Origin of the sequence: Pseudoxanthobacter sp., assembly GCF_036822375.1 — a bacterium.
Classification (GTDB): Bacteria; Pseudomonadota; Alphaproteobacteria; order Rhizobiales; family Segnochrobactraceae; genus Pseudoxanthobacter.
The window spans coordinates 1-3,375 of sequence record NZ_DAISHT010000295.1 but is presented as its reverse complement, the minus strand read 5'-3'; the positions used below and the strand labels follow the sequence as shown (position 1 = coordinate 3,375).

Here is a 3,375-nt window from a genome sequence, read left to right as displayed (position 1 = left end):
TCGCCCGTGGAAATCATCACCCCGCCGCAGGCGCCGCCGCCGCTGGCGCCCTACAGCTCCGCCACCAAGGCGAACGGCATGATCTTCGTCTCCGGCACGCTGGCGATGGATGCCGAAGGCAAGACGATGGGTCTCGGCGATGCGGCCGAACAGACCCGGGTGGTGCTGGAGCTGGTGAAGTCGGCCATCGAGACCGCCGGCGGGTCCATGGAAACCGTGCTGTTCAACCACATCTTCCTGAAGGATCTGGCGGATTATCCGGCGATGAACGCCGTCTACCGCACCTTCTTCCCCAACCATCTGCCGGCGCGTTACACCATCCAGACGCCTCTGGTCCGCCCGGAATTTCTGGTCGAGATCGCCTCGGTCGCCGTTGAGAAGAAGTGAGCCGGAAGGCGGTGCCGCCCGGCCCCGGGCAAGGGGCCGGGCGGCACCGCGGCCCGGGCAGCAGAAGGCGGACTGAAAGATGGCGTTTGCCACGGTCGCAGATACCACCGTTTATTACGAGATCACGGGAAGCGGTCCGCCGGTTCTCCTCGTCTCCGGCCTTGCGGGCGTCTCGTCCTACTGGGACCCGAACGTGGAGGAGCTGGCCCGCCATTTCACGGTGATCCGCTACGACCACCGCGGAACCGGGCGAACCAGCCGGCCGGAGCAGCCCTATTCGATCGAGCTGCTGGCCGACGATCTCGTGGGCCTGATGGATGCTCTGGGCCTGCCGAAAGCCTCCCTCGTCGGCCATTCCACCGGCGGGGCCATCGGTCAGGTCATCGCCGCGCGCCACCCGCAGCGCATCGACAGGCTGGTGCTCTACGGCACATGGGCCACGCTCTGCCCGCAGATGCGGCTGTGCATGGACGTGCGCCGCCGGCTGCTGCGTGCGGAAGGGGCGGCGGCCTTCCACCGTTCGTCGCCGCTGTTCCTCTATCCGCCGCGCTATATCTGCGAGACCTGGCCGCGTCTTGAGCGCGACCTTGAGGCCAATGTCGCCAGCTCGCCGACGCCGGCCATTATCGAGGCGCGCATCGAGGCCGTCGTGGGTTTCGACGGTGTGCCCTATCTGGCGGACATCGCCGCCGATACGCTGGTGCTGGTGGCCGAGGACGATATTCTGACCCCGCCGGTGGCGGCTTCGGAACTCGCCACGGCGATTGCCGGTGCGAAGCTGGAAACCTTTCCCTACGGCGCCCACGCCGTTTCCTGGTGCGAGCCGGAGGCGTTCAACGCCGCCGTGACCACCTTTCTCAACGCCTGATGAGCGACATGACCAAAGCTGTTCGTTTTTCCGCCACCGGCGGCCCCGAGGTCCTGACCCTCACCGAGGTCACCCTGCCGGCGCCGGGCCCCGATGAGATCCTGATCCGCCACGAGGCGATCGGCGTCAATTATATCGACATCTACCACCGCACCGGCGCCTACCCGCTGCCGCTGCCTTCGGGCATCGGCGTGGAAGGGGCGGGCGTGGTGCTTGCCGCCGGCAGCAACGTGAAGCACGTTTCGCCCGGCGAACGCGTGGCCTATGTCGGCGGCCCGCCCGGCGCCTATGCCGAAGCCCGCCTGCTGCCGGCCGCCCGCGCGGTGGCCATCCCCGACTGGCTCGACGCGAAGACCGCCGCGGCGATGATCTTCAAGGGGCTGACGGCCTATTATCTCGTCAACAAGGCCCGCCCGGTCAAAGCCGGCGAGACGGTGCTGTTCCATGCCGCGGCCGGCGGCGTCGGACGCATTGCCACGGCGTGGCTGAAGCACCTCGGCGCGCAGGTGATCGGCGTCGTCGGCAGCGAAGACAAAGCGGCCGTGGCGAAGGCCGCCGGCGCCGACCATGTGATCGTCAGCCGCGACGGCGGCTTTGCTCCGGCCGTGCGGGCCATCGTGCCCGGCGGCGTCGACGTGGTGTTCGATTCCGTGGGCCGCGACACCTTCGCCGGCTCGCTCGACAGCCTGCGGCCGCGCGGCATGATGGTGAGCTTCGGCACGGCCTCCGGCCCGATTCCGGCCAACGATTACGGCATCCTCGGCGCCAAGGGCTCGCTCTATTTCACCCGCTGCTCGATTGCCCACTACATGGCCACGAACGCCGACATCGCAGAAGGGGCCGCCGCGCTGTTCGCGCTGATCGCCGCCGGCACCATTCCGGCCGACAGCATCACCACCTATCCGCTTGCGGATGCGGCAACGGCGCAGGCCGATCTGGAAGGCCGCCGCACCACCGGCTCTCTGGTGCTGGTGCCGTGAACGGGGCGGCCTGTTCAGGCCCGGGCGCGGCCGCTGCGGCCGCGCCACCGGTGGACGAGGCTGCGTTTGCCGCCGGCATGCGCAGGCTCGCCGGCGGTGTGGCGCTGATCACCACGCAGGATGCCACCGGCCGGCACGGGCTGGTGGCAACCGCGGTGACCGCCCTTTCCGCCGCACCGCCCAGCCTGCTCGTCTGCGTCAACCGCGCGGCTTCGGCGCACACGGCGCTCGCGGGCGCCGGCGTCTTCTGCGTCAACGTGCTGGCAACGGCGCAGGAGGGTCTGGCGGCCGGATTTGCCGATCCGGCCCGGCGGGGAGAACGTTTTGCCACCGGCACATGGCTGCATGGCATGACCGGGGCGCCCGTTCTGGCGGAGGCACTGGTAACCTTCGAATGTCGCGTGGAGCGGGTGGTGGAGCATGGCAGCCACTCGGTGTTCATGGCGGCGATCGCTGCTATCCGCCATGGTAGCGACGCGGGCGAACCGCTGATCTATTTCAACCGCGGCTTTCGCCGGCTTGCCTGAGCAGGGCAGGCACAGGCCGGGCACGGGACGGGTAACGAGGCACGACAGGGCATGGGCATGGCCGGGCAACAGGCGGCAGCGGGAGGCAGCAACCCTCCCGGCATCAGGGTGGAGGGGCTGACCCTTCGCTATGGCCGCCACACCATTTTCGAGAACCTGAGCTTCACCATTGAAGGCGGGCAGTTCGTGGCCCTGCTCGGGGCCTCGGGGGTTGGCAAGAGCAGCCTGCTGAAGATCATCGCCGGGCTTTCCACGCCGGCGGCCGGCCGGGTGGTCGGCACGGACGGTGCGCCGGTGGTGGGGCGGCTGGCCTATATGGGCCAGCAGGATCTGCTGTTTCCCTGGCTGACCGTGGTGGAGAATGTGACGCTCGGCGCGCGGCTGCGCGGCGAGAAGGCCGATCTGGACTGGGCCGGCCACCTGCTGGAGCGCGTGGGCCTCGCCCAGCGCCGCGATGCGCTGCCGAACGCCCTGTCCGGCGGCATGCGCCAGCGCTGCGCCATTGCCCGCACCCTTTATGAGCGTCAGCCCTATGTGCTGATGGACGAGCCGTTTTCGGCGCTCGATGCCATCAACCGCGCCATGGTGCAGGATCTGGCGGCCGAGCTTCTGA

General features: G+C 69.0%; 5 protein-coding genes. All 5 read left to right on the top strand.

The features are described from left to right. The first annotated feature begins 6 nt into the window (after positions 1-6). Complete coding sequence (locus V7067_RS16705; RefSeq protein ID WP_334177023.1) at positions 7-387, top strand: Rid family hydrolase; 381 nt, start codon at positions 7-9, stop codon at positions 385-387. A gap of 79 nt (positions 388-466) precedes the next feature. Continuing rightward, the gene (locus V7067_RS16700; protein WP_334177022.1) at positions 467-1,255 is read left to right on the top strand and encodes an alpha/beta fold hydrolase; all 789 of its coding nucleotides are present in this window, start codon (positions 467-469) and stop codon (positions 1,253-1,255) included. An 8-nt stretch (positions 1,256-1,263) separates the two neighbouring features. Further along, positions 1,264-2,235, top strand: coding sequence for a quinone oxidoreductase (locus V7067_RS16695; protein WP_334177021.1), 972 nt, complete (start codon positions 1,264-1,266; stop codon positions 2,233-2,235). A 50-nt stretch (positions 2,236-2,285) separates the two neighbouring features. Continuing rightward, the gene (locus V7067_RS16690) at positions 2,286-2,762 is read left to right on the top strand and encodes a flavin reductase family protein (RefSeq protein WP_334177020.1); all 477 of its coding nucleotides are present in this window, start codon (positions 2,286-2,288) and stop codon (positions 2,760-2,762) included. A 57-nt stretch (positions 2,763-2,819) separates the two neighbouring features. Beyond that, the coding region (locus tag V7067_RS16685) for an ABC transporter ATP-binding protein (RefSeq protein ID WP_334177019.1) at positions 2,820-3,375 on the top strand (556 nt) is incomplete at its 3' end.

Bases quoted from the DNA above. Each gene is read 5' to 3' on its own strand.
- V7067_RS16700 (WP_334177022.1), top strand. From the start codon at position 467: ATGGCGTTTGCCACGGTCGCAGATACCACCGTTTATTACGAGATCACG.
- V7067_RS16695 (WP_334177021.1), top strand. From the start codon at position 1,264: ATGACCAAAGCTGTTCGTTTTTCCGCCACCGGCGGCCCCGAGGTCCTG.